Origin of the sequence: Bradyrhizobium lablabi (genome assembly GCF_018131005.1) — a bacterium.
GTDB classification, from domain to species: Bacteria; Pseudomonadota; Alphaproteobacteria; order Rhizobiales; family Xanthobacteraceae; genus Bradyrhizobium; species Bradyrhizobium lablabi_D.
In genome coordinates this window covers 720189-742308 of the sequence record NZ_JAFCJK010000001.1, presented here as the reverse complement: position 1 = coordinate 742308, position 22120 = coordinate 720189, and the positions used below count along the sequence as shown (strand labels likewise).

Genomic DNA, 22120 nt, shown 5'->3' with positions numbered 1-22120 from the left:
GAACGCGTTCATCGCAGGCATGGCTGCGGTCTCGTCCTGGGCGACCTTCGACGTCGTCGGTCTGAGGCGAGTTGGTTTCAATAATTGACAAATATTTCCATTTCTGTTAAATGAATGGCATCGAGGGCTGCTGTTCGAGGGGAGAATGACGTGACTGATCCCTACCGGCCCAAAGGGCTTTCAAGCGCCGTCTGCTATCAGGACGCCAAGGCCGCATATCGCTGGCTCGAAGAGGCGTTCGGGTTTGAGCCGCTCTTCGTCCTTCTCGACGCGAACGGGAATCTCGGCCATTCGGAAATGACCTTCGGAAGCTCCGTCGTCATGGTCGGCAACGAGTGGAGCGCCGATCACAAGAGCCCGAAATCGGTCGGTGGCAAGAACACGCAGACCGTTCACGTCCAGCTCGCGGTAGGCGACAACATCGACGCTCATTGCAAGCGCGCGCGCGAAGCGGGCGCGGAGATCCTGCAGGAGCCCGCGACTCAGTTCTACGGCGATCGCACCTATCGCGCGCGCGACCCGGAGGGACATATCTGGACCTTCGGGGTCACCGAGAAAAGAATGACGCCGGAACAGTGGGACGGAGCGAGCGGCTTCACAACAAGGACGCGGCTCGATTGAGCTCCCGCATCGACAAGACCTTCGCGGCGCTTGCCGACCCGCATCGCCGCCACGCGGTGGAACTGCTTGGCGAGCGGCCGCGCCGGGCGGGCGAACTCGCGGACGCGCTCGGCCTGTCGGCGCCGGCGATGAGCCGGCATTTGCGTGAGCTGAAGCAGGGCGGGCTCGTCGAGGAAACCCATCCCGAATTTGACTCGCGCGTTCGTATCTATGCGCTGAAAGCCGGCGCCATGACGGAGATGAAACGCTGGCTCGCGGACACCGAAGCGATGTGGTCGGCGCAACTTTCCGCCTTCAAGGCGCATGTCGAAAAGAAGCGGAAATGACCGCGGCGGTCATCGTTTCAATCCGCGTCGATGCGACACCGTTGCGGGCCTTTGAGGCCTTCACCGCGGAGATCGGCGAATGGTGGCGGCCGAATCCCTTGTTTTCCCTGACGCCGCGCGGTGACGGCGATCTTCGCTTTGAACCAGGGGAAGGCGGGCGGCTTGTCGCGGCGCTGACGAACGGAAAAGAGTTCGAGGTCGGCCGCATTACCGTCTGGAAACCGGGCGAAAGGCTCGCACTCTCCTGGCGTCACGCGACATTCGCCCCCGGCCAGTCCACGCAGCTCGACGTGCGCTTCGAGGCGGTGGGGGACCAGACGCGTGTGACGGTCGAGCACCGCGGCTGGGACGAGATTCCGCAGGACCATGTCGCACGTCACGGTTTCGAGCTGATGCTGTTCCAGCGCCGCCAGGCCGAACACTGGCACGCGTTGCTTGCCTGCTTGAACGCGAAATTGCATCGCAACGGTGAGTGACGGAAAAGGCGCCAATCGCAGCCTGCGCGGTCCTTAGGCTCACCCGCTATTGAGACCATTTCCTGATTTCTTTGACGGCGTCATCAGGGCCGCGCCACAAGAATTCCAGCCCCTTGTCTTCCAGGCTCGAGCGCAATCCTCCCGGCATTGGCGAATTGCTCGCGATTTGCTGGCAACGTCTATGTTGGCTACACGTCCAAGGCCTTTGATTCCCACCCTCCCCACCAGGCCGGACTGGCTGGGAGTAGCAGGAGTTTCGCAATGAGATTACTTAGCTGCGCCACTCTCGTGCTGGGTACGCTGGTGGCCGTAACACCGGCATCCGCCCAGATGTACGATCCCCGCTATCCCGTGTGCATGCACGTCTTTGGCGAGAAAGTGGGGGAGCGGATGGATTGCATCTTCACTTCGTTGGCGCAGTGTGCAGCAACAGCCGGAGGCCTGCCAGCGACGTGCCTGGTGAACCCTTTTTACGCTTATGCAGGGAAGCCGATGCCGGCTCGGCCCTACAGATCACAGCCGTGGTAGACCCGAGATGAAAGCCCCCGGCGCGGCAAACACCGGGGGCTTTCGTCGTGGTCGCGAGTACATCCGTCGCCCATTCCACGGGCAAACCATCAATGCGGATCTTGTGCAGGATGTGGCCGTAGTGCGACCTCATCATGGACAATACAATCTGCGTCACGTTTGGGAGTGATCGAACGAAATCTGAGATGGTGTGCGAGGGTGTCCCGCTCGCTACGAGATCGCGACGATTTCGATTTCCTGACCCGACGCCTGGATTACGTCTCCGACCGGCCTGCCCATCAAGAGCCTGGCGATCGGTGAAACAAAGGAGATCATGCCCCTCTTCGGGTCGGCCTCGTCCTCGCCGACGATCCGATACGTCTGCACGCGCCCATCGTCGCGGCTGAAGGTGACAGTGCTTCCGAAGCTGACGGTATCGAACGCGGTTGGATCGGGAACGACCTGAGCTGTCCGGACGCGCGCAGTGAAATAACGCAGGTCGCGCAACGGCAACGCGCCTTGCCGGCGGCGTTCGTTCACATCTTCGAGTTTTTGAGAGATACTGTAAGCTTCCTGCGCCTCTTTCAATTGCAGTTCCAGGACCTCCATGCCAGCCGGCGTGACCAGGTTCGGGTGAGGCGAGATCGGGCGGTCCGGCAGCTGCGTCTCGGATGCGGTTTCTGCACTCTCTTCCTTGGTGAATGCGACGCTCACGTGCGGAACTCCCACGGCAAGGCACGCGCCCCGCGCGCCAACTTCTCTCTATATCCAGATAGTGGCCGTGGCATCCGATGGCCAGTCCGTTCGGAAGCGCGACTCAAACGGCGCCCGCTCCTTGGCGCGCTCGTGTCAGTAAAGGAGGCGTCCACAGCATCAAAGGCAGTGACGCCAAGTCTGCCCAATGTCGTGATCCCGAGCAAAAGAAAATACCTTGAAGCGGCTTTTCGTCGCTATGAGCGAAGCGATACGTTCAATAATCTTGAATACGGCGCTCCGCGCCCAGGCACGTGCGGCAAATGTCGTTTGGGAGTAGCTTCGATGACGATTGTTCTTGTTCACGGAAATCCTGAAACGGAGGCGATCTGGGACGATCTCGTCCCGTATCTGCGAAGCGATGACGTTGTTCGTTTGTCTCCGCCCGGATTTGGCTCTGCGATCCCTCCCGGCTTTGACTGTTCCACGGACGCCTATCGCGACTGGCTTGCCGGCGAACTCGGGAAGTTGGCACAACCGATCGATCTCGTGGGGCATGACTGGGGCGGCGGGCACGTCATCCGGATCGCAATGGAGCATCCAGGCCTGATACGGTCCTGGACGAGCGATATTTTGGGATGCTTCGATGCGGATTACGTCTGGCACGACATGGCGCAGGCTTGGCAGACGGCGGACGTCGGCGAGCAGGCGGTTGCGCAGATGACAAGCATGCCGGCCGAGGCCCGAGCACAGCGGTACGAGAGCTTGGGCATGAGCTCGGCGATTGCTCGGAAAGTAGCTGCAGGTGCGAACACGGACTTGGGCCGGGCAATCCTGGCGGTGTACAGATCGGCCGCCCAACCGGTGATGCGCGATCTCGGAGCCGGGTTGCCGCGGGCAGCCGCCAAGCCCGGCCTGGCGCTGATCGCGACGGAAGATCACTACTGCGGCGGCGAGACGCTTGCGCGACGTTCTGCCGAGCGCGCCAAGGCAAAGGTTGCCGTTTTGGCAGGGGCTGGTCATTGGTGGATGTGCCAGCAGCCGAAACAAGCTGCTGACGCGATCAACACGTTCTTGGCAAAACTGAACTAGGCAAGCCCGGCTCAACGGCAACACCATTCGCGCAGGCGAATGTCTGCGTCAATCTCGACGAAATTCCAAGTGGTGGCGGATAGCGAGGCCGCTACGCCTCCGAAACTCGTCGTCAAAGCTGACGTCGGTGCTCGGCAGGGATGAGCCACAACGGAACACAGGCTCGTTTGTGTGGGCCGCCCGCCGGCGCGGCAGGCTGCGGCGCGTGTCCGCCTCTGCGCAGGCGCAGCTTGCGCGGTAATTCGCCGCTTCGTTTGCTGGCCTGCCCGTCGCCTGTGCTGCGGCCCGGCCTGCCGCTGTCAGTGGTCTGTCCGTGCTCATCGTGCTTTACTGCACTTGTTTCATAAAATGCGGGAGCGATAGATGATTAAGCAAGCAGCTTCGATTGCACTCGTTGGACTGGGACTGACATTTTCGGCGGCTGCTCAAACGCCGACGACCAAGCGAACCGAACTCGCCAAAGGCGATTTGACAGGCACTAATATGGAAATCATCGTTAGCTTGGTGGAGTACCCGCCTGGCGCTGTGAGCGCGCTACATACTCACCCGGGCGAGGAAGCCTTCTATGTGCTAGAGGGCGCTACGCTGGAAACTCCGGACGGAAAGACACTCACGCCAACGACTGGCGTATCGAGAATCAACGTCCGTGATGTGCCACACGGAGCGTTTACGGTAACCGGCGACAAGACATTCAAGCTGCTGGCTGTCCATATTGTCGACAAGGGAAAAACGGCGTTCGTCCCGGTTAAGCCCTGAGAGACCTCCGATACAAACGCCTGCCGGGTGAGGGCCGCCGCCGTCGAATCGCGTGAGCGCCGACGGCCCTCGAAGGATGGCGGTCCCTCCGCAATCGGTCGTCAAGAAATGAACGCGGCGAAAAAATCGCGAATATCTGGCACGGGATGAACCTGCTGGGGACGCTCACGTTCGCTCCAGCCCTTGTCGTAACCAGCTCCCTTGGAGGGAGCATTGCCCTTCGATTGGCCGCAAGGCGACCGGAGCTGTTTCAGTCAATAACGTGCCACGAACCCCCGCTCTTCAGCCTGCTCGAGGATGATCCCGAGAGTCAGAAAATGTCGTCGCAACTCGCAGGAAGCCTTGAGCCTGTAGGTCGGCGCATCGCGGACGGCGATCACGCAGGAGCGGCCAAGCAATTCATTGACGAGATCGCCTTTGGGCCTGGGCATGGGACCAACTGCCACCACAAGTGAAGGAACGCTCGTCCGGAACGCCCCTCCTTTCCCTGATGAACTTCAGAATCAAACGCAGGTCCGTATCGACGAAGAGAGCCTACTTAACCTCACAATGCCGGTCCGATTGACTCTAGGGTCTGAGAGCCCACCAATGTTTGCGCCTGTGATCGATCGGCTAGAGGGATTGATCCCTCATGCTACATGCGAGACCATCGAGAGCGCGGGCCACGTACCTCACTTAACCACGCCCGGGCCTTACGTCGACTCGATGAAGCGGGCGATTCAATCAGCGGCGGTGAACCGGGATTGAGCCAAGCGCCTATTGGCAAAGGCAATCGGCGATAGTGACATTGTGTCCGGAGATGCCCGCGCGGGCGCCATTGTCCGAAGCCGCACGCTATTGGCGCGTTCCTGCACGCGGTTGCCTCGAAGTCAATCTAGCCCGATCACGTCGGGTGACATATATCGACAACAAAGCGGCCTTCGAACCCGAAAGCTCTGCGGGCCATAGTAGGTGAAAACTGTTTGAAGGAGGCCGGCGATGCGGATGCTACGTTGGATGATCTTGGGCGGTGCGGTGATCCTGGTGGTTACCCCAGCCAGAGCTCAAAGTTACGATCCCAGATATCCAGTCTGTCTTCAGGTTTGGCAGTGGGGTGGTAGCTACTACTTTGACTGCTCCTATACGACATGGGACCAGTGCCGAGCGAATGCGGTTGGCCTTGCAGCGATGTGCCTGGACAACCCTTATTGGCCCCGAGCGCGTCCGAGGCCATCCGGCGGCCGCTTGCGTTCATCAACTCCATACTGATGCGCGCGCCATAATTCGGTAAGGTAGTTTGGTCGGTACGTAGCCTTTAATGAGTCAAAGGGGTGTTGATCCGAGGCTGGTTTGGCGACAATTCAAAAACCATTCGAACTATTGGCCGTCCGTGCTAACGAATCGAAAATCGTTGTGCTGCAAGTTCGCCCCCAGGATAGGAATGGGGAGATCTAAACATGACCGGGCTGGCTGTTATGGAAAATGTGCGCCGCTACCGCACCATAGCTTCGCTATGCCGCCAGGCCGCCGCGTTCAGGCCGACGCAACGGCACTCGCTGTTGGCGCAGGCCGAGCAGTGGGAGCATCTAGCGGTCGTGGAACTCGAGGGGTATTTTGGGGCGTCGGAGAATGTTTCTTTCGACTTTCCCATACAAGCCCTTCAGCGTCGCGAAACGCAATGGAACGCGATGGCCGCAATCCTGTAATGACTGCCGTGGATAAATCTCTGCAGCAGCAATCTGCAAAATTGGCGTCCCGCCACCGGTCTGAAAACAAAACGGATACCAAATAGTTAACGGACGCCCGGGCGGACGACGCCTGGCTGAAGCGCGGGTCAACCAACGCGGCGATCAGGCCATCAGCACGTCGCACGCAATCTGGCATTCGGGATCGGATCATCGAACCGACAGCGCCAGCCGCGATCTGTCGTTCAGTCGCCCAAGCGAACGGCAAGCTCCTTGATCCGCTCAAAATTGAGGGTTGCCTGCAATGCATCGCTTTGTCGGATTATCATCGCCGCATCGCGCTCATCCGGCAACAACGTCATCGCTCTCGCCACTGCGCAGCGAAGTGTCATTACGCCGTGACCGGATAAAGTAACAGGTTCTTCCGGGTCGATGGTCTCTATCATGGCCGTGCTCCATGTTTTTGAGCATGAGTGAACGCGCTTCAGTTCGGCGGTGCAGTCCGACCGATCGCAGGCCGGTGCCGGGTTCAACTCCTGCACTTCGGACCAAACCACACCGCCTGTGAGGATCCTGGTCATCAGTCCGTTGCTTCAATTCTCGGGGTGACGCTTTTCCTTCATTCTACAACACACTTGAAGCATGACCTGAGTACCTGAGGCGACCCTACGGGCGCTGCGGGCCTATGAAAAAGGGGGTACCCCTTTTTTCAGTGTCGCCTCCAGACGCGCACTGCGTAGCGTCGGCAGTGCGCCGGTCGCCAGTGACGACGGACGGGCAGGCAGCGCGCGCTGCTGGCCTGATCGTTGACGAGCGGCGGCTCCGACGAAGCGCTAAAAACCAAAAGTCGCGCGAGCGCGCGTCCCAAAATTTCCTAGATCACCATCCACCGATCGAGCAGCTTTGCACCGGCAATACTTGCCTGCGCGCGCCGACGATAGAACCGCGCGGTGAGGCGTTGAGCCCAGCGCGGGTTTCTCGCCGGAGACGCACAGCCGTGCTCGAGAGCCTCCAGCATGGAGTGACGATATTATGAGAATTGAAACGTTCGGGAAGCCGCCAGTCTGGATATGCCAATTCGGGTGTTAGCGGGTGGTGGCTGTGAGAACTGGTCCCTTAACCCGGGTGCAAGCCGAGTACGCGGGTTCTTCACCCTTATCCAACGATCGCAGCGGCCGGCGCGATCGGTGCGCCCCGCTAAAACCGGCAGTTGCTTCAAATGAAGGTTTTATGACAGTGCTGGCGTAGCGAGCGCGTCGTGCTGATGATCCTTGATCATGGGTTGTCCCACTATACGCGTCTGTGCCCAAATTCCCACACTGCGACGGAGAAATCGTCTGCGTGTCACCTTTCGAGCAGACAAGTCGAAGCCATTTCGTTTCAACCTGCTCTTGCTGGGACAGGTCTAACGCTTGTCGGTTAGGAGCCGATAAATGGATCGTCTTATTATTAGTGATGTTCCGCGCGACAAATATGTCGAGCGGTGTAAGCAACGAGCCTTCGATTATCTTGACCGAGGCGACCTGAGAAACGCGGTCGCTTCGTTCGTCAACCATATGAATGCCCGTTCCGATTGCGAATTGCCACACCACTTGGCAGCGCTTGGCGTTCTGCTGCTGATGGCGAACGATGCGCGCGGCTGGAAGACGCTGATCGAGGAGTTCAGGTGATGATCGCTCGCGGAGCATTGCTGCGCTGCTGATCGGCGAACGCGCGAACCGATTGCGGGATGTGGTCTACAGGTCTGGAGCGTAGCTACGCTCCGTTGGATTGGTTCCCGAACGTCTCGGTTCTCGGCGCAAGTCCGCTTTGCTCTCCGTAAGCGGACATCGCCAGCGCTGGCGATCAGGCCGGAATCGGGCCAGAAGCCGACATGAGCTCAGATTCGCTCGATGCCGGCCTTGTCGACCACTTCAGTCCAGCGCTTGATGTCGGCAGCAATTAAATCGGCCAGTTCCTTGGGCGACGAGGCTTTCGGGACGGCGCCGAGCGCCAGGAGGCGATCACGCGCGGCCGGAGCCGCGAGCACCTCGCCGGTTGCGGCATTGAGCCGTTGCACTACCGGATTGGGTGTGGCCGCAGGTGCCACTAGCGCAAACCAGGCGGTGAGATCGAAGTTTGAAATGCCCAATTCCTGAACGGTTGGAATGTCCGGCAGCCCCGGAAAACGCGTTGTGGTGCTGACCGCAAGCGCACGAAATTTGCCCGACTTGAGGTGCTCGATCATCGAGAGCGGTGGATCGATCATGAAGTCGATGCGCTGTCCGAGCACCTCGACGACGGCCTGTGCGCCGCCCCGGAACGGCACATGTGTAAGCTTCACGCCGGCGCGCTGCGCCAGAAGTTCGGTCGCCAGATGGTTACCGGAGCCGACACCGGGAGTCCCATATGAGATACTGCCGCCCTGCTTGCGCGCCATGTCGAGCATTTGTGGCAGAGACCGAGCGGGATGCTCGGCATACGTCACGATGACGTAGGGGGCCTCGGAGAGCTGGCCAATCGCGCTGATGTCCTCGATGGGCCGGTAGGGCAGGTTCTTGTAGAATGCGGCCGATGCGCAATACGACGTAGCTATGAGGGCAATGGTGTAGCCGTCAGGCACAGCTCGTACGAGCTGTGCGCTTGCGAGCGTCGTACCCGCTCCAGTCTTTGATTCCACAATGACGGTTTGGCCGAGCACCCTACCAAGCCCTTCCGCCGCAATGCGCGCATTTGCATCTGCTCCGCCGCCCGGAGCGAACCCATGCAGCATCGTAATTGGTCGCTCAGGCCAAGCGGCTCGCGCCACATGAGGAAATGCGCCACTTGCCGAAAGGCCCGCGACGACCCCACGCCTAGTGATCATCATGGCTGCGCTCCCCAATGACGACTGACGGTAAGGTAGCAGGACCTTAGCGCCTTCAAAAGACGATTCTGAGCGATCTGCTTTCACCTCAAGATCGAGCCGAACGTTCGCTTCAGGTCTTGGGCTGTGTGAAAACGCCAAGACGTTTGAGCGCGATTGAGGAAGTTATTCGTGAAAGACCGTTCTAGCGCTCAAGCACCTTCGACTTAGATGACAAACTGAAGAATCTAATTCTAGTCGTGATACGATCCTTTGCGTTTTTGCACAGCCATGGTCACAAGGCGACTTGGCGGGGAGGGCGGCTTTGGCACAAAAGCGGACCTTCCCAAACGACCCCACTTTTTACGAGAGGCCAAGCGACCATCCAATCCCGCTCTTGCGGCCGCAGTTTGTTGTGCACTGTGCAGGTTGGACGGAGATGTAGATTACTTCGGCGCATCCGGGCCGACGAATTTACGTCCACTCGGACCGGTACCGCTGACTTGGATCACCGTCGGCTCACGTATCTCGACATAGTGAGCAATATTTGCGGGTTCGGTATAGAAGCTTCCCGCCGGCAATTCCTTGAGACCGGAAGCTTCGGCTTTTTCGCCGTAGCCGGTGTGCCAAGTCCCGGAAAGGACCGTGACCTCGCGCGAATCAGGGTGCGTATGCGGGCCGACCTTAAACCCAGCGGGAAATTTGAGACGGATCGTATAGGGCCCTGGCTTGCTCGGATCGCCAATTAGGATGGTTTGCTCCAAACCGGGCAGCGCCAAACCCCCTTGCGAGCTCCATTTCATTTCCGTTGGCGTAAGGGCCATTACATCCGGTTCGGCGGAATAGGCGCTTGCAGCAAACGATAGAAGGGCGACCGAAGCGCTGAAGGCAGGAATCGCTTTCACTTGCATGACATCCCTCCCCCATTTGGCATGGGTCACCAACGTGAACTTTCGCCCGGTGGACCAGAATGTGACATTTGGACGCGAACAAAGGCGGATGCAGAGAAGCGCTTTCGGGGAGATTGAAGACCGTTCGGGTCAATCGCGTCGGTTTACCCCTCTGCCAGCCACCTCCGGTCTCCCCCAAAACATCGCAAGGGCAGTCCGGTCGGTCCGTCTCGGGCCGGCAACGGACAAACGTCTCGAGTAAAGACAGTTGACCTTAACACTGGGGAAGGCGAAGAGCGCTCAGATCGTCACTTCGCCCGCTTGAACACCAGCTCCAGCGTAATGCCGGCCGGCGTGCGTGGATTTGTAAACTTCAATTCATCGCCGGTGATCGACGTCACGATCCGGCGCTGATTGGGCGCTCCGACCAGGTTGGGAAATGAACTCGTCTCGATGTTGACGTGGATCGTCCTGTTGCTTTCGTCCACCTTGTACGTCCCGGTGTAGGCGACCACGCCTGACGCAATGGCTACCGCCTCCTCCGGCGACGGACGTGCAGGATCGCTCGATGCATACTTCGGCGCATCGGAGCGTACCGTGATGAAATGGAAGCGGTCATCGGCGGTGTAGGTGACCGCGCCTTGTAAGCTCGGTCGCTGCACAGCACTGCCATCCTGACGTGTGCCGGTGCTGGACACGTAAATCCAAGTGCCAACCAACTGATCTTTGAGAGAGTTTCCTTCCGCCACGCTGTTGTTCGGAAATGCTGCAATCGAAATCAACGCGGTCGCACAAAGCCCTAATGCACAATGGCTGTTCATGTGATGCCCTCACTTTTGGCAACGCGGCAAGATACTCGGAGTTCTAAGTTGTCGGCAATGGGTTAGTTGGAAGTATCTGGCCACCTAATCGTTGGTCCGCTTCTCCCCCGACATCAGACGTAGCCGTCACCAATAGGGGAGACAGCGCAGGGCCAAGAGGGGAAGTGATGCGGCTAAGCGGCTCTGATCGCGGATGCGTGATAGGGCACCGGCGAGAATTGTGATCCGCCTCCAGGCGGACCACATTAGTCTGATCGAGCCGGCGGTTACTGCCGGGAGGCATGTCAGCAAGGGTAATGTTCGCGTGACTTCATCTGGTGGAAATCAGGGATTGGCGCCTCAGCCGACGCCATCGGGCGAGAAAACATTCAGCAAATACGGTGCCGACGGCCTGCTGGCTTCTTCCGCCACGCGGGGCTGGTCGAACCTCGCGGCAGAGCTTCGCAGCCATAGCGGTATGGTTGCCTGGAGTAGACCGCAGCCCGACGCCGAGATCTGCGTCGATGTGCGCGGCAGTCGATCCGTGATCACGCGACGGTTGGATGGCGTCACCGATTCGACCGTCTCCGAACGCGGCACCATCTGGCTACGTCCGGCCGGCGTGCAGGAAGGCCTGATCGACATGTCTGAGCCGGTGCCGGCGATATTACATCTCTATCTTCCGTCGAGCCAGTTCTCGCGGGAGAATCTGGGCGAGGGATTCGACACGAGGGCGATCAGGTCGCTGCGGCACGAAGGTGGCTTTCGCGATCCCCTGCTTGCCGAGATCGCTTATGCCATCATGTCGGAACTGGAGCACGAGACTTCTGCGGGCAGGCTGCTTGCCGAAACCCTGGCGCTGAGCCTGATGGCGAGATTGCTCCAGAGTCATGTCGGTGCGTCGCGCTCCGGCCTCGTCACTCAGGCCTCACGGGAGGGGCTTGATTCGCGCAGACGGGCGCGAGTGCTCGACTATATCGAAGCCAATTTGGAGGGCGATCTGACGGTGGCGCGGCTGGCGTCGGTTGCCTGCCTGAGCGAGTTTTATTTCGCGCGCGCGTTCAAGGCCGCCGTCGGCGAATCGCCGCATCGGCATGTCAGTGCGAGGCGCCTCGAACGCGCCAAGGAACTGCTCTCTGATGCGGACCGGGCCTTGGTCGATATCGCGCTTGCGCTCAGGTTTTCGTGCCAGGCCAATTTCACCCGCGCATTCCGGCGAGCCACGGGCCAGACGCCGGCGCAATATCGGCGCAAGCTGCGGGCTTGATTTTGTTATCGACGTAACGAACTGCTCCCACCGACGGCAGGAAATGACAATAGCTGAGCAGGCGATGCAAAGCCGCGTTGCCTCGCTCAGGGTAACTGTTCGCTCATCCGCTTACTGATTGCGTGAAGGAGAAGCGAACATGACTTCCGAACGGAAGGTTGCCGTCATCACCGGGGCATCGCGCGGCATTGGCGCGGGATTGCTCAAGGCCTATCGTGATATCGGCTATCATGTCGTTGCCAGTTCTCGTTCGATCGGCAGGAGCGACGATCCGTCGACGCTTGCGGTCGATGGCGATATTGCTAGCGCAAAGACGACCGATCGCATCGTGGGACTGGCCATCGAGCGCTTCGGACGAATCGATACGCTCATCAACAATGCCGGACTGTTCATTGCGAAGCCCTTTACGGAGTATTCCGAGGCCGACTTCGCCACGATGGTCGGGGTCAATCTTGCAGGCTTTTTCCATCTGACGCAGCGGGCAGCGGCGAGGATGCTGCTCGCGGGTTCGGGTCACATCGTCAATATCACGGCCACGATCGCCGAGCAGCCGATGGCCTCGTTGGCGGCGGCGCTCGCGGCGTTGACCAAGGGCGGGCTCAACGCGATCACCCGCTCGCTCGCGATCGAATACGCAAGCCGCAATGTCCGCGTGAACGCCGTCTCGCCTGGCGCGATCGCGACTCCAATGCATGCGCCGGAGACGCACGGTTTTCTCGCGAGTTTGCAGCCGATGGGCCGCATGGGCAAGACTCAGGAGGTCGTCGACGCCGTGATGTATCTGGAGCGGGCGGCCTTCGTCACCGGCGAGATCATGCATGTCGATGGCGGCGCGTCCGCCGGCCACTGGTAGGAGGTGTGCGATGTGGTCTAACCGACGTCTTGTTGAACTGTTTCAGATCGACCATCCGATCGTGCTGGCACCGATGGCCGGATTGGGCACGGTAGACCTTGCGGCTGCGGTCTCGAATGCGGGCGGCCTCGGCTCGATCGGTTGCGCTGTCTTGACGCCGGAGCTCATTGCGAGAACCGTTGCCGAGCTACGGCGACTGACGACGAAACCGATCAACCTCAATTTCTTCTGCCACCATCCGGCAAAGGTGGACGCAGCTCGCGAGAGTGGATGGCATGAGAAGCTTTCGTCGTATTATCGTGAACTGGGCGTCGACCCCGCAACGGTGGCGCCGCGGCTCGATCTAGCTTCGTTCGGCGACGCCGCCTCTGCTGTAGTCGAACAGGTCCGGCCGGAGGTGGTAAGCTTTCATTTCGGTCTACCCGAGCCGAGGTTGGTTGATCGGGTCAAGGCAGCCGGCTGCAAGGTAATCTCATCGGCGACGACGGTCGACGAAGCATGCTGGCTCGAAAAGCACGGTGCCGATGCGATCATCGCTCAGGGGTACGAAGCTGGAGGACATCGAGGCTTGTTCCTCGATACTGACCGCAAGCGCGCGGTCGCCTCACAGGCCGGCACATTCGCCCTGGTGCCACAAGTCGCTGACGCCGTCAGCGTCCCCGTGATCGCTGCTGGCGGGATCGCGGATGGGCGAGGGATCGCGGCGGCGTTCGCACTCGGAGCTGCCGCCGTGCAAGTCGGGACTGCCTTTCTGCTTTGTGCCGAGTCGGCAACGCCCCCGCTCCATCGCGAGGCCCTGCGGAATGCGGGGAAGAAACAGACTGTCGTGACAAACGTGTTCTCCGGGCGGCCGGCGAGGGTTCTTGTCAATCGCCTTGCCGCCGAGATCGGTCCCTGGTCGGATGCGGCGCCGGACTTTCCGCTGCCCATGGGCGAGTTGCTGTCACTGCGTGCAGCGGCTGAGCAGAATGGGAGCACCGATTTCACCCCACTTTGGTCGGGCCAGGCAGCCGCGCTCGCCCGGGAGATGCCTGCCAAAATGTTGATCGACCTCCTTGTGCAGGAGACCACCAAGTTTGGGGGTGGCTGATCTGCGGCGACCTGAATTAGATGATGTTTACGACGACATTATCGGGTGACTTTGAGCAAAGCGACGTCCGTCCGGTCTGTTGTGCTCCTCAACGTCGCATGTTGTTCACGGCTCCGCTGCGCGAGTAACATGCTCTACCCCCCGAAAAAGCCGGCGCCGATCAAGCCGCTCATGCCATCAGCCTTGAAGCCCTTCACATAGCTCCACTTATGCGACGGCTGTGTCTGCCCAGGTTTCGGGAACATATAATCGACCCAGCCGGCCCCCCTCGTCTGCACCGTCTGCAAGAACTCGTCATGGAACATCTTGCCGTTCGCATCCTTCTCGCCGTGGGGATTGGTCCCCTCGCGCTTGGGAAATGCCGGGTTGAGCAAGACGTTGAGATGATCGTCATAGGCAAACAGGTAGGTATTGCCAGACCACCACTCGCTATCACGCTTCCTGAATTCGGAAAATGCCGCCTGCTGCCCGCGTTGCTCGACGAGGGCCGCTGCCCGATTGACGAGGTCTTCGATCCGTTTGGCCTGATCGGAGGGCGGCGGCGCCTCCTGCGAATGCGCAGAGCTTCCCATCATGAAGTTGGCCAAAGCGATGAAAACCAAGAGTGACTTGATCATGGCGATGCTCCGTCCGGGACTGAGCCATCGTAGCATCGGCCGCCAACCTGGGGAAGGTCGTAGGTTGGCTCGGGGTCATGATGCGAAGGTTCGAGGTTAAAGCGGCGACCGCAAGGGATGGCTCTAGCGTGCTCGATCGCCGAGCGACTTCGCCAGACCTTCAAGATTTTGCGGCCTCACCTCAATCAGGCCGTGGCGAGGAGCATCGATATCGGCGATGAGGAGGAAGGCAAACGAAACGATCAGCGGCAGCACGAATAGCAGCCTCGGCCCGGCCTTGCCGCTTCGGTAGCCCATCAGCGCGTTGGAACATAGCGCGATGATTGCCATGAAAAACCATGCGGCAGTAGGGATGCGATTCCAAAACGCTGCCTGCGTATAGCCTTGCGAGTTAATTACATCGTTCATTCCGGCGATCGCCAGCGCCTCCACCGGCGTTGGCTGGGCCGCCGAGGATTTGCGGACCGCAGCCCAGAGAGCGGCTTGCAACTGTGCCGTTCGTTCGGCGATCTGCTTGCGCTGATCGTCGTCTTTGTTGAGGTAAAACTGGATGCGCAGGCCCGTATACTCGGCAAGGAGCGCCCGGACGTTTGCGCCATCGGCGGTTGGAAGAAAATCAGCGCGCAATATCTCGGTTCCGATGGCGTTGGCTTCCGCCTCTTCGAAATTCTTGCGCTGATCATAACGATTGGCCGCCATCGAAAAGCTGAAGCCGATGATCAGGCCGAGCAAAGTCAGGGTGGCCGCAAGGACGACACCAAGATGTTCGTTTTGTTCGTCGTCGGTGGACGGAAAACGCCTGCGTAGCCATGATCCTGCGAGCGCAACGGCCGACAGCGCCACAAAGGAAAGAACGAACAAAAGAAGCGGGTAGTGCGTCAGATTTTCCATGGCTGGGTCGGCAAAATCAAAGGCCCCGACCTGCGCGTTTCCGGCCGGGGAAGGAATAGCTATAAAGGAATAACTATGGTGTATTTTGCCCGCAGTGTCACGGACTGCCTTCCCTGGGCCTCACGGCTGCTCGGGGTCAAAAGGCGGCATTAGTCTGTTCATGCCCGTGTCCGCTTTAGCCGTCGAAGGCGAACATCACGGACGAGGTCAATGTCGCGCTCCTTCTTGATCGATCAACGCAACGTTGAGCCGATACTCCGTATCTGGATGTACGCAAATGAAATCTTGTGCCCACCAACGTGTTCTTGTGATGCCGCTTGAAGCCGATGCACTCGATCTGATGTTTCATCGCCGGCCTCCGATGCTACGGAGAGCCGACGGGCTAGGCGCGAACAGCACACGAACAAATTCCGCGGACATCCCGCGGGCAACGCAGTTTCAACCCTCTGCTCCATAGCTAACTAATTGTCTGAATAGACTGGCGTATCCGACACGATTCGAAACGTGTGACATTCGCCTTCGGAGGGCAACGCTCCATCCAACTCAGCTACGGGTGCGTGCAGGACGTTCTCATCGGTGTGTGTTGAATAGCCGAACTTCGCATCTCCCGCTACGCCGAGCTTCCTCGGCTCGGATCAGATGGACAACCTCCTGAAGGCGGAATTCCGCCGCAGGCAAATGCCTGCGGCGGGCCGGTTGTCGTGGCTCAATCGTTTCGGCTGTCGCGTTAGTGGTCGTGATCGTTACCGTGGCCGTTGTCGTGATCATGGCCGTTGCCGTTGCCGTTGCCGTTGCCGTTGCCGTTGCCGTTGCCGTGACCGTGGTCGTGACCGTTGCCGTGGTCGTGACCGTCGTTGTCGCTGTCGCCTCCCGAGACGATCGTTCCAGTGACGGCATCGAGAATGAGAGGACGCGTATTCGGCTTGCGCTTGAAATCGAACATGTTATCGAGCGAATTTGCAGTCCGGTCAACCGATCCGGTACCCTCGGGAGGAGCAACCGGGCCATCGATGAAGCCGAGCTTCCAGTTGTCCTCGATGAAACGAAGCACCGAGGCCTGATGAGTCAGGGTGTGATCGATGAAGTTCGGTTTCGCATAGGGCGAGATCACAAGCAGAGGCTGGCGCGGGCCGAGGCCGCAGCGCGCAGCGTCGGCACCGGGTTTCGGCGTACCGCAATTGCCGGGGCCAAACAGGAAGTCGAGGTTGGTCGCCGACGGGCTCAAGACCGGAGGCATGACGTGGTCGTACCAGCCATCGGAGTCATCCCAAACGATGATGATCGCAGTGTCTTTCCAGAAGCGAGACTTCTGGATCGCATTGATTGTCTCCACGAGAAAGCCTTGTTCCGTGAGCGGATCGGAACTTGAAGGGTGGCCGTACTGATAGACCGGCGCCTTCACGTAGCTCACCGCGGGCATTGAGCCGGCGTTCAGCGAGGTAAAGAAATCCGATATATCGTACATGTGATTAGCCCGGTCGGTCTTGCCGATCATCTCCGGCGAGCTCGGCCGCAGATGGTGCGGGTTGCGCGTGCTCGCAAATTTCATGAACGGCGTAACGCCGGTGCTGTAATCCCTGGCGAGCGCGTGAATGTCCACGCCCGGGTTGTTGACGCTCGGGTTCTGCACCAGGTAGGTGCGGCCGTTGATCTCCATCTGATGGGCGCTATGCGTCGTGTTGCAAACCGCGGGCGTAAGCACCTTGCCGTTCGCGTCTAACGTCGCGGGCGTGCTCGGCAGGAAGCCGCCCTGGAAGTAACCCCAGGTGACCTTCTTCTCGTTCAGGAGATCGCCGACATTCTTGCCCGTGAATTCAAAAGTCCGGCCGCTGCCGCAATCGTCGAGATAACCGGGCAGATTCGCGTCAACGAGCGTGACCGACTGGTCCTTAGGATTGACATAGAAGCCGGAGGTGTTGGGGTTCGCCGGGTTTGCAGGATCGTGAATGATGATGCCGTGCGTGGTACCCGCAATGAGATTGGCGTGTCCGGGCACCGTGGGGCCGTAGGTCGTGGAGAAGTGGTTGTCGCTCATGGCGTAGTATTGAGCGTAGTTCCATATCGCTGTGACAGTGTTGCCGTCGAAATAAGTCATGACGGTTGTGCCGTCCGGCTGGCAACCCGAGCCCTTGCCGGCAGTGGTCTCGGGGAATTGATCGACCTTCCCGCCATTGTACGCCTTTTGCTCGGGCTCGTAGTCGTGGCCCATATCGCAGGTGACGGCGTCGGCCGGACCAGACCGCGTGGGATTGGCGGGGACTCCGAATATGCTCCGGTTCGGATTGTTCTTCAGCAAGGCGGGCGTCAGGGTGTTGGCCTTTGGGGTGCCGGGGCGCGCCACGAATTTCGGCGCAGGCACGCCGAGCCAGCTCTGCTCGCCGGGAATATTCGCCGCGTTGGGATAGGTCCCGAGGTAATGATCGAACGTTTGGTTCTCGGGAATGATGACGACGACGTGCTTGATCGGGGTGCGCGTATCGTCGCCATGCTTGCCCTGATCAACGTCGTCGGCGCGGCCGGCGGAGGAGCACAGCGCCAACGATGCTGCTGACAAGCAAAGCATTCGACGAAGATGATGACGAACAGGCGTTGGCGATGGCATGGGGGATACCTTGTTTCAAGAGTACGGGCATTCTCGACACAGTCGATTGGGCGGGTTTGTAGAAACGGTTTGTTTCAGCGATGCGACATTCCTAATACCCTCGGCGATTCACCGATCATCTGCACGTGAACCACACGGACGTGAGCGCATGTCGATCGCGACAATGCTCGCGATAAGTCGCTTCGAGACGTTGCATCGATATCGACAACGTGGAGAGAAACTTATTCGAGTGGTCGTTCGCCGGTTCAAGACAGCCATGGTGTTCATCGCCGACAGGCAGGCCATTCTTCCAGGAATGGCGTGCGACGCCAGAGGTCAGGCAATCGCCCGGGACCCCCATGTTTTCGGCGGGACCGCAACGTTCTTGAGCGCGATCAAGCGATGCATGCAGATCGCCTCGGCGTCGGAGCTCGAGCGTTGTTCGACAATGACTGACGGTTAGAAGGCCAGTTACTTGGTCGATTGCTTCCTACTAGATTCCAGCTGCTGTCGCAGAGCGGCATAATGAGCGTCGTGGACGGCCTTGTTCAGCAGCGACCATGGTTCCGCGCGACTGACAGCAGGCTGCACCTCGACACTTATACAGTGATTGTAGTTTTGATATTCGCGCGCCGCGTCGTCGTATTTTCCCGCAGTTGCATCGCTGCCGACCCGTTCCAGTATCGCCACGGCTTCCTTGAGAGCATTGCGTGCAGCGTCGCGCTCTTTCTCGCCGCCAGACACGCCGGGGGTGCCCTGCTCCGGAATGCGATCCATCACATCGTTGAGATCACCACCAACGGCTGCGACCGTGAGAGAAATGACGCCATTGTCATGCGCCTGAATGGCGGTGCCGAGCACGCTCGCGAAGTCGAAAATGTCCTGCAACAGGATCGCCGTGGTGAGGGGTTCATACGGCTGCACGGCGTCGCCGATCGCCTTCAGATAGGCAACCATGTCGGCCCGATCCTGGGTCGAATAGCCGAGCGTGAATGAGCGATCGAAGTAATCGACGACCTGATCGAAATTGGTGAAACGTGCGTCGTGAAAATAAGGTGCGTTGAAATCGGCGTTCAACAGCGTCGGCGTCTTGTAGAGCCCACCTGAGCCGACATCGTGCCGCTTGTTATCGACGAACGCGGCGGACGGAATGTGACAGCCCGCGCAGCTCAGATCCGCGTCATGCGGAAAAGGCTTCCTGAACAGGGCCTCGCCGCGCCGCTCGGCCTCGCTGGCGTCCGCCGCCAATTTTCCGCCGATACTGATGCGGGGGTTGGGCAGAAAATCGATATCCTCGATATAGGCGACCAACGCATCAAGGATCGCAGGCGCGGGATCGGGACCTGAGAATTCATCGACGATCACGGTGCGGACAAAATCGCGCAGCGATTCCTTTCTGCCGTCGAGGCCGTAAGGCGCAAGATAACGCGCGCCGCGCAAGCTCGGAACCCGAACCGGATCGAGAACGAAATTCTCGGCTTTCGGATTGAACAGAGCGCTCGTCGTATCAAAACCGCCATGACGGATCGACAATCCCGGGATGAACAGCTTCCCATTGGAAGAACCGTTGATGTGGCATGTGCCGCAACTGACGCCGCCCTTCAGCGCGGTGCCGCCGAGAATGGCAGGCGTATTGAACGCCATGTTTCCGAGCTTCACCAGATATGATTTCTGACCTTCGATGGCCTCAGAGTGAAACTGCTCGCGCGGCTGATCGACCGCGTCATCGTCCAGCTCGGTTCCGACGGGAAGCGACGTGTTCACGCCCTCGATCGGAAAGGCCAAGGCGTGCTGAAGAACTAACACTGATGCAAGGCCCGCGGCTGCCGACAGAAACACTCGAACGATCATCCGCTAGCCCTCGATTTTCCGGACGACATGTTGAAGCGAGCGAAAGCCTGATCTCGCCAGCCGCTCGATGATTAGCGATGGGACTGGTGTTTCCGGCAGCACCGCAACGTTCTTGACCGAGATCAAGCGATGCTTGCGGATCGCCTCGGCATCACGCTTTGAGGTCGTCGTATCCGATGTTGCGATTGCTGTTTTGTGACAGCCTGATGTGCGGCGTTCACGTTTGATCGCGGCTCGATCACGCTTTGATGGCTTGAGCCACAGCGCTCGACTCGTACGCACCGAACTCCCGGTCAATCGACTTGGTCAGTCGAGTTGTCGAGTTGCACCCGGCTCCCGGCATGCTCATGCAAGCGCCGCGAAGCTTCGACGAAATCTCATTGCTAACTCGAGCGTCGCCGGCCGGCGCGAAGGTCAGGGGCAACGAACCACGCCCATCCGCTCATCAAGGACCCGGGCGGAGCAAAAGACCGCCCTTCGAAGCCAAGGAGTGGCGGAAAGCCTGGAAAGGCGAACGCTGGCGCACCCGACACGATTCGAACGTGTGACCTTTGCCTTCGGAGGGCAACGCTCTATCCAGCTGAGCTACGGGTGCGTGCAGGGCTTCAATAGCTGATTGGCTCCGCGTCGGCAACGCCCTTGGCGGGCGGCCGGCGGGCTGTAAACTGCGCGCCCAGACAGACCCGCGCGCGGAAGTGGCGCGCTTCTAAAGCAATCAAAGACCATCCACAGGAGGGAGATCGTCATGCGTCCGCTGGAATTCGGCTGGTATCTGCCCACGCATGGTGACACCACGGCCTATGGGTTGATGGAGGCCCAGGTCGCGGGCTCGGTGGAACTCTGTGAGCGCGTGGTCCGCGCGGCCGAGGACGCCGGGTTCGAATATCTCCTGATCCCGGTCGGCTCGGTGTGCTGGGAGGCCTGGATCACGGGTGCGTTCATGGCGGCGCGCTCGTCGTCGATCAAGCCGCTGATCGCGGCGCGGCCGGGCTACATCAACCCGGTGCTACTCGCCAAGATGATCTCGACCTTCGACCAGATGTCGGGCGGGCGCATCTCGATCAACCTGATCGCCGGCCAGAACGAGAGCGAGGTCGAGGCTGAGGGGGTGCGCTTCGCGAAGGAAGAACGCTACGCGCTGATGGAGGAGGAGGTCTCGATCCTGAAAGCGCTGTGGACCACCCATGGCCCTGTGCACTACCGGGGCAAATTCCACACGCTGTCTGGCGCGCATATCAGGCCGCGGCCGCTGCAGCAGCCGTTTCCGAGATTCTATCTCGGCGGCGGCTCGCGGCGGGCCTGGGAATTGTCGGCGAAACATTCCGACGTGCATCTGTTCTGGGGCGATTTGCCGGAGCGTATTGCCGACAACATCGCCGAGATCAGGCGGATGGCGCGTGCCCATGATCGCGACAACGACATTGGCTTTGGCATGCGGCTACAGGTGATCTGCCGCGAAAACGAGGCGGATGCCTGGGAGGCCGCCGATCGCCTGGTGCGGCACGCCACCGAGCGGCAGAAACAGGAGATGAAGACGCTCTACACCCGCTCGGAGGCGAACCAGCGCGTGCAGCAGCTCGCGCATGACTATGGTGATCTCTTGATGCCGCATCTGTGGACCGGAATCACGAAAGTGCGGCCCGGCGCCGGCATCGCCGTGGTCGGCAACCCCGAACAATGCGCCGAAACGCTGCAGCGCTTCATCGACGCGGGCTGCCACTCCTTCTGCCTGTCCGGCTATCTACACGATGAGGAGGCCGAGCGGTTCGGCCGACTGATCCGCCCGATTCTCGCCGCGAACAATCCCGGCCGCCTCGCGGCATGATCGACGCAGGGCTTACGCCGGCACGATCGCTTTGCCGATCGGCCACAGCGCGATGCCGGCGAGCTTCAGATGCGCCCAGGCGAAGGGAATGCCAATGATGGTCACCGCAAGAAGGATTGCGGTGATCACATGTCCGATTGCGAGCCACCAGCCGGCCAGGATGAACCAGATCAGATTGCCGATCACGCCGAGCGGCCCGGTGCCGACGTCGCTCTCGCCGGTCAGCTCGTCGCGGCGCACCGCGCGCGAACCGAACGGCAAAAGCGTGTAGACCGCGATATTGAAGGCCGCGCGCGCCCAGGGCAGGCCGATGATGGTGATCGCCATGATGACCGCAGCGACCAGCCAGCCGACTGCCATCCACGCACCGCCGATCAGAATCCAGAGGATGTTCAGGAGGATAGACACAGGCTGCATGCGATGACGCCTTTCCGCCGCGTGAATCTACACTCAATATATACGCCTGCGGGCTCCATTGCGGTAGGTGCAAAGCCGG

25 protein-coding genes and 1 tRNA gene are annotated in these 22120 nt (G+C 60.0%); 14 read left to right on the top strand and 12 right to left on the bottom strand.

From position 1 onward, the window contains the following. The first annotated feature begins 150 nt into the window (after positions 1-150). From JQ553_RS03440 to JQ553_RS03425, 4 genes are all read left to right on the top strand, one after another. On the top strand, positions 151-621 hold the full coding sequence (locus JQ553_RS03440) for a VOC family protein (protein WP_212498461.1): 471 nt from the start codon (positions 151-153) through the stop codon (positions 619-621). Continuing rightward, entirely contained in the window at positions 618-947 is a 330-nt protein-coding gene (locus JQ553_RS03435; RefSeq protein ID WP_212498460.1) for a helix-turn-helix transcriptional regulator, read from the top strand. The genes JQ553_RS03440 and JQ553_RS03435 overlap by 4 nt, the downstream gene beginning before the upstream one ends. Further along, the gene (locus JQ553_RS03430; RefSeq protein ID WP_212498459.1) at positions 944-1423 is read left to right on the top strand and encodes an SRPBCC domain-containing protein; all 480 of its coding nucleotides are present in this window, start codon (positions 944-946) and stop codon (positions 1421-1423) included. The genes JQ553_RS03435 and JQ553_RS03430 overlap by 4 nt, the downstream gene beginning before the upstream one ends. Positions 1424-1684: 261 nt before the next feature. Then, positions 1685-1951 (top strand): DUF3551 domain-containing protein, encoded by a 267-nt coding sequence (locus JQ553_RS03425; protein ID WP_212498458.1) that lies wholly within the window; start codon positions 1685-1687, stop codon positions 1949-1951. 210 nt (positions 1952-2161) lie between these two features. Here JQ553_RS03425 and greA read toward each other — a convergent pair whose 3' ends face one another. Then, a complete protein-coding gene (greA, locus tag JQ553_RS03420; protein WP_212498457.1) occupies positions 2162-2644 on the bottom strand; it encodes a transcription elongation factor GreA in 483 nt (160 codons plus the stop codon). Positions 2645-2968: 324 nt separating this feature from the next. On the opposite strand from greA, the gene JQ553_RS03415 reads away from it, so the two are divergent. Continuing rightward, the gene (locus tag JQ553_RS03415; RefSeq protein WP_212498456.1) at positions 2969-3715 is read left to right on the top strand and encodes an alpha/beta fold hydrolase; all 747 of its coding nucleotides are present in this window, start codon (positions 2969-2971) and stop codon (positions 3713-3715) included. 363 nt (positions 3716-4078) lie between these two features. Then, positions 4079-4471 (top strand): cupin domain-containing protein, encoded by a 393-nt coding sequence (locus JQ553_RS03410; RefSeq protein ID WP_212498455.1) that lies wholly within the window; start codon positions 4079-4081, stop codon positions 4469-4471. Between the two features lie 254 nt (positions 4472-4725). On the opposite strand, the gene JQ553_RS03405 is transcribed toward JQ553_RS03410, so the two are convergent. Next, complete coding sequence (locus tag JQ553_RS03405; RefSeq protein WP_212498454.1) at positions 4726-4902, bottom strand: hypothetical protein; 177 nt, start codon at positions 4900-4902, stop codon at positions 4726-4728. Between the two features lie 547 nt (positions 4903-5449). Between JQ553_RS03405 and JQ553_RS03400 the strand changes: the two genes are divergently transcribed. Together JQ553_RS03400 and JQ553_RS03395 are read left to right on the top strand one after the other, a co-directional pair. Then, on the top strand, positions 5450-5719 hold the full coding sequence (locus tag JQ553_RS03400; RefSeq protein WP_212498453.1) for a DUF3551 domain-containing protein: 270 nt from the start codon (positions 5450-5452) through the stop codon (positions 5717-5719). Positions 5720-5907: 188 nt separating this feature from the next. Then, on the top strand, positions 5908-6156 hold the full coding sequence (locus JQ553_RS03395) for a hypothetical protein (protein ID WP_212498824.1): 249 nt from the start codon (positions 5908-5910) through the stop codon (positions 6154-6156). 224 nt (positions 6157-6380) lie between these two features. Here JQ553_RS03395 and JQ553_RS03390 read toward each other — a convergent pair whose 3' ends face one another. After that, on the bottom strand, positions 6381-6716 hold the full coding sequence (locus JQ553_RS03390) for a hypothetical protein (RefSeq protein WP_212498452.1): 336 nt from the start codon (positions 6714-6716) through the stop codon (positions 6381-6383). Positions 6717-7568: 852 nt separating this feature from the next. On the opposite strand from JQ553_RS03390, the gene JQ553_RS03385 reads away from it, so the two are divergent. Beyond that, positions 7569-7805, top strand: a complete 237-nt coding sequence (locus JQ553_RS03385; RefSeq protein ID WP_212498451.1) for a hypothetical protein — start codon at positions 7569-7571, stop codon at positions 7803-7805. 209 nt (positions 7806-8014) lie between these two features. Here JQ553_RS03385 and JQ553_RS03380 read toward each other — a convergent pair whose 3' ends face one another. The 3 genes from JQ553_RS03380 to JQ553_RS03370 form a co-directional block, all read right to left on the bottom strand. Further along, positions 8015-9121, bottom strand: a complete 1107-nt coding sequence (locus tag JQ553_RS03380) for a tripartite tricarboxylate transporter substrate binding protein (protein WP_212498450.1) — start codon at positions 9119-9121, stop codon at positions 8015-8017. A gap of 284 nt (positions 9122-9405) precedes the next feature. Next, a complete protein-coding gene (locus JQ553_RS03375) occupies positions 9406-9870 on the bottom strand; it encodes a cupin domain-containing protein (RefSeq protein ID WP_212498449.1) in 465 nt (154 codons plus the stop codon). Between the two features lie 287 nt (positions 9871-10157). Then, on the bottom strand, positions 10158-10670 hold the full coding sequence (locus tag JQ553_RS03370; protein WP_212498448.1) for a lipocalin-like domain-containing protein: 513 nt from the start codon (positions 10668-10670) through the stop codon (positions 10158-10160). A 331-nt stretch (positions 10671-11001) separates the two neighbouring features. Here JQ553_RS03370 and JQ553_RS03365 point away from each other — a divergent pair, with 331 nt between their 5' ends. The 3 genes from JQ553_RS03365 (at position 11002) to JQ553_RS03355 (ending at position 13859) form a co-directional block, all read left to right on the top strand. Beyond that, entirely contained in the window at positions 11002-11916 is a 915-nt protein-coding gene (locus JQ553_RS03365; protein WP_249143898.1) for a helix-turn-helix domain-containing protein, read from the top strand. Between the two features lie 139 nt (positions 11917-12055). After that, positions 12056-12769, top strand: a complete 714-nt coding sequence (locus JQ553_RS03360) for an SDR family NAD(P)-dependent oxidoreductase (protein ID WP_212498447.1) — start codon at positions 12056-12058, stop codon at positions 12767-12769. Positions 12770-12779: 10 nt separating this feature from the next. Then, positions 12780-13859 carry a nitronate monooxygenase family protein gene (locus tag JQ553_RS03355; protein ID WP_212498446.1) on the top strand — a complete coding sequence of 360 codons (1080 nt, stop codon included), beginning with the start codon at positions 12780-12782 and terminating at the stop codon, positions 13857-13859. 134 nt (positions 13860-13993) lie between these two features. On the opposite strand, the gene JQ553_RS03350 is transcribed toward JQ553_RS03355, so the two are convergent. The 3 genes from JQ553_RS03350 to JQ553_RS03340 form a co-directional block, all read right to left on the bottom strand. Then, positions 13994-14476 carry a cache domain-containing protein gene (locus JQ553_RS03350; RefSeq protein ID WP_212498445.1) on the bottom strand — a complete coding sequence of 161 codons (483 nt, stop codon included), beginning with the start codon at positions 14474-14476 and terminating at the stop codon, positions 13994-13996. A 123-nt stretch (positions 14477-14599) separates the two neighbouring features. Further along, positions 14600-15367, bottom strand: a complete 768-nt coding sequence (locus JQ553_RS03345; RefSeq protein WP_212498444.1) for a hypothetical protein — start codon at positions 15365-15367, stop codon at positions 14600-14602. Positions 15368-16094: 727 nt separating this feature from the next. Continuing rightward, entirely contained in the window at positions 16095-17921 is a 1827-nt protein-coding gene (locus JQ553_RS03340) for an alkaline phosphatase family protein (protein ID WP_212498443.1), read from the bottom strand. A gap of 196 nt (positions 17922-18117) precedes the next feature. On the opposite strand from JQ553_RS03340, the gene JQ553_RS03335 reads away from it, so the two are divergent. Then, positions 18118-18411 (top strand): hypothetical protein, encoded by a 294-nt coding sequence (locus tag JQ553_RS03335; protein WP_212498442.1) that lies wholly within the window; start codon positions 18118-18120, stop codon positions 18409-18411. An 8-nt stretch (positions 18412-18419) separates the two neighbouring features. On the opposite strand, the gene JQ553_RS03330 is transcribed toward JQ553_RS03335, so the two are convergent. Then, on the bottom strand, positions 18420-19799 hold the full coding sequence (locus tag JQ553_RS03330) for a cytochrome c peroxidase (protein ID WP_212498441.1): 1380 nt from the start codon (positions 19797-19799) through the stop codon (positions 18420-18422). Positions 19800-20317: 518 nt separating this feature from the next. Next, positions 20318-20394, bottom strand: a tRNA-Arg gene (locus JQ553_RS03325). A 150-nt stretch (positions 20395-20544) separates the two neighbouring features. On the opposite strand from JQ553_RS03325, the gene JQ553_RS03320 reads away from it, so the two are divergent. After that, entirely contained in the window at positions 20545-21624 is a 1080-nt protein-coding gene (locus JQ553_RS03320; protein WP_212498440.1) for an LLM class flavin-dependent oxidoreductase, read from the top strand. 12 nt (positions 21625-21636) lie between these two features. On the opposite strand, the gene JQ553_RS03315 is transcribed toward JQ553_RS03320, so the two are convergent. Next, positions 21637-22041 (bottom strand): YccF domain-containing protein, encoded by a 405-nt coding sequence (locus JQ553_RS03315; RefSeq protein WP_212498439.1) that lies wholly within the window; start codon positions 22039-22041, stop codon positions 21637-21639. Positions 22042-22120: the final 79 nt, after the last annotated feature.

Excerpts from the sequence above, each read along its gene's own strand:
- JQ553_RS03320 (WP_212498440.1), top strand. The coding sequence starts at position 20,545 with ATGCGTCCGCTGGAATTCGGCTGGTATCTGCCCACGCATGGTGACACC.
- JQ553_RS03390 (WP_212498452.1), bottom strand. The coding sequence starts at position 6,716 with ATGACCAGGATCCTCACAGGCGGTGTGGTTTGGTCCGAAGTGCAGGAG.
- JQ553_RS03375 (WP_212498449.1), bottom strand. The coding sequence starts at position 9,870 with ATGCAAGTGAAAGCGATTCCTGCCTTCAGCGCTTCGGTCGCCCTTCTA.
- JQ553_RS03385 (WP_212498451.1), top strand. The coding sequence starts at position 7,569 with ATGGATCGTCTTATTATTAGTGATGTTCCGCGCGACAAATATGTCGAG.
- JQ553_RS03335 (WP_212498442.1), top strand. The coding sequence starts at position 18,118 with ATGTCGATCGCGACAATGCTCGCGATAAGTCGCTTCGAGACGTTGCAT.
- JQ553_RS03415 (WP_212498456.1), top strand. The coding sequence starts at position 2,969 with ATGACGATTGTTCTTGTTCACGGAAATCCTGAAACGGAGGCGATCTGG.
- JQ553_RS03405 (WP_212498454.1), bottom strand. The coding sequence starts at position 4,902 with ATGCCCAGGCCCAAAGGCGATCTCGTCAATGAATTGCTTGGCCGCTCC.
- JQ553_RS03360 (WP_212498447.1), top strand. The coding sequence starts at position 12,056 with ATGACTTCCGAACGGAAGGTTGCCGTCATCACCGGGGCATCGCGCGGC.
- JQ553_RS03370 (WP_212498448.1), bottom strand. The coding sequence starts at position 10,670 with ATGAACAGCCATTGTGCATTAGGGCTTTGTGCGACCGCGTTGATTTCG.
- JQ553_RS03425 (WP_212498458.1), top strand. The coding sequence starts at position 1,685 with ATGAGATTACTTAGCTGCGCCACTCTCGTGCTGGGTACGCTGGTGGCC.
- JQ553_RS03430 (WP_212498459.1), top strand. The coding sequence starts at position 944 with ATGACCGCGGCGGTCATCGTTTCAATCCGCGTCGATGCGACACCGTTG.
- JQ553_RS03410 (WP_212498455.1), top strand. The coding sequence starts at position 4,079 with ATGATTAAGCAAGCAGCTTCGATTGCACTCGTTGGACTGGGACTGACA.
- JQ553_RS03395 (WP_212498824.1), top strand. The coding sequence starts at position 5,908 with ATGACCGGGCTGGCTGTTATGGAAAATGTGCGCCGCTACCGCACCATA.
- JQ553_RS03400 (WP_212498453.1), top strand. The coding sequence starts at position 5,450 with ATGCGGATGCTACGTTGGATGATCTTGGGCGGTGCGGTGATCCTGGTG.
- JQ553_RS03345 (WP_212498444.1), bottom strand. The coding sequence starts at position 15,367 with ATGGAAAATCTGACGCACTACCCGCTTCTTTTGTTCGTTCTTTCCTTT.
- JQ553_RS03330 (WP_212498441.1), bottom strand. The coding sequence starts at position 19,799 with ATGATCGTTCGAGTGTTTCTGTCGGCAGCCGCGGGCCTTGCATCAGTG.
- JQ553_RS03350 (WP_212498445.1), bottom strand. The coding sequence starts at position 14,476 with ATGATCAAGTCACTCTTGGTTTTCATCGCTTTGGCCAACTTCATGATG.
- JQ553_RS03315 (WP_212498439.1), bottom strand. The coding sequence starts at position 22,041 with ATGCAGCCTGTGTCTATCCTCCTGAACATCCTCTGGATTCTGATCGGC.
- JQ553_RS03355 (WP_212498446.1), top strand. The coding sequence starts at position 12,780 with ATGTGGTCTAACCGACGTCTTGTTGAACTGTTTCAGATCGACCATCCG.